Origin of the sequence: Klebsiella sp. K47 (genome assembly GCF_051858335.1) — a bacterium.
Classification (GTDB): domain Bacteria; phylum Pseudomonadota; class Gammaproteobacteria; order Enterobacterales; family Enterobacteriaceae; genus Klebsiella; species Klebsiella pneumoniae.
In genome coordinates this window covers 1-648 of sequence record NZ_JBPYUI010000090.1, presented here as the reverse complement: position 1 = coordinate 648, position 648 = coordinate 1, and the positions used below count along the sequence as shown (strand labels likewise).

Here is a 648-nt window from a genome sequence, read left to right as displayed (position 1 = left end):
TGAGTGACGCTATTGTCACCCGCAGCAGAGACAGGCGTCAGTTTACTGAAGTGACCATTGTCAGTGAGACGAAAAATACAGCAGGAGACACCCTTGTCGCTGGCACTAAAGTCTGGACGGTGTCTGACCGGGGTTCTCTGAAAGCAACAGAATCGGTGCCCGTTCCGTCCTGGTGGGCAAAATGTACTCCGGCTTACACCACTCAGCCGGAAGGGGTGGTGAAGTGCACCTCACGTACAGACTGGGCGTACTATCTGAGCCGGGAAGATGTGCTGCACTATAAAAAGGCCGGCAGGCTGGCGGCAGGTTTCCCGCTTTCTTACGAACCTGGTAATACGGCGCAGCAGGTCATCCGCCCGGGTAAAGAACCTGGCGAGGCTGCAAGGACATTCAGTCTGGTCACGCTGGGCCGGGATAAGGATACGCTGAAAAAGGGCGACCGGGTATGGGTGGTGTCGGATGGTGACAGCCTGACGTCGGTTGCTCCGGCGGCATCCAGTAGTGAACCCGTTTTTAATGATGTATATGTACCTTCGGCGCCTGTACCTGTCAGTGCCGGAGACAGCCTCGGGCATATGGGCTTCTATCAGCTACCGGAAGAAAACGGCAAGCGCTCGCGCTACCAGGTGCATATAGAGTGCCTGAGTA

Annotated in this window: 1 pseudogene; it reads left to right on the top strand. The window is 56.2% G+C overall.

The features are described from left to right. A pseudogene (locus RRF55_RS27195) lies at positions 1–648 on the top strand (hypothetical protein); the annotation flags it as partial.